This window comes from Vibrio sp. 1978 (assembly GCF_033344345.1).
Genome location: NZ_JAWPOP010001031.1, coordinates 1 through 517, shown reverse-complemented (window position 1 = coordinate 517; position 517 = coordinate 1). Strand labels below are relative to the sequence as shown.

General features: G+C 40.2%; 1 protein-coding gene. It reads left to right on the top strand.

Going from position 1 to position 517, the window contains the following annotated elements; genetic code table 11:
* Positions 1–261: 261 nt before the first annotated feature.
* Positions 262–517 (top strand): BolA family protein (locus R8N49_RS30495; protein WP_318190873.1); only part of this gene is annotated, 256 nt, incomplete at its 3' end.

The window sequence follows — 517 nt, the reverse complement described above, 5'->3', positions numbered from 1 at the left end:
TTGATTCAATAAACTAGTGATTATTGTCGCAAATGATGGCTTACGTAGATACAAAAAGCTGTCAAATTTTCTATTTAACTCGCCGAAATAGCGTAAAGTGGCAAGCTTGTGGCTCGTGCTTTAAACGCATCAGTGCTGAATGGGTTGAACCTTTGCTAGTATTAACGCGAAACAAAGTCGCAAAATGGAAAGAGTATCAAGTCTCCACCTCTTTAGGAGTTGGGTATATACTTATGGCATTTGCATCATTGAGGAAAGAATATGATCCAAGAAATCATAGAGAAAAAGTTACATAGTGAGCTGCAACCAAGCTACTTAAAAGTTATCAACGAAAGTTACATGCACAATGTGCCGCCTGGCTCGGAAAGTCACTTTAAAGTCATTGTTGTGAGTGACTTATTTGCCGGTCAGAGATTGATTGGCCGTCACCGTCAAGTTCATCAAATTCTTGCCGATGAGCTAGACAATCATATTCACGCGCTTGCGATCCATACTTACACAGAGGAAGAGTGGAAAC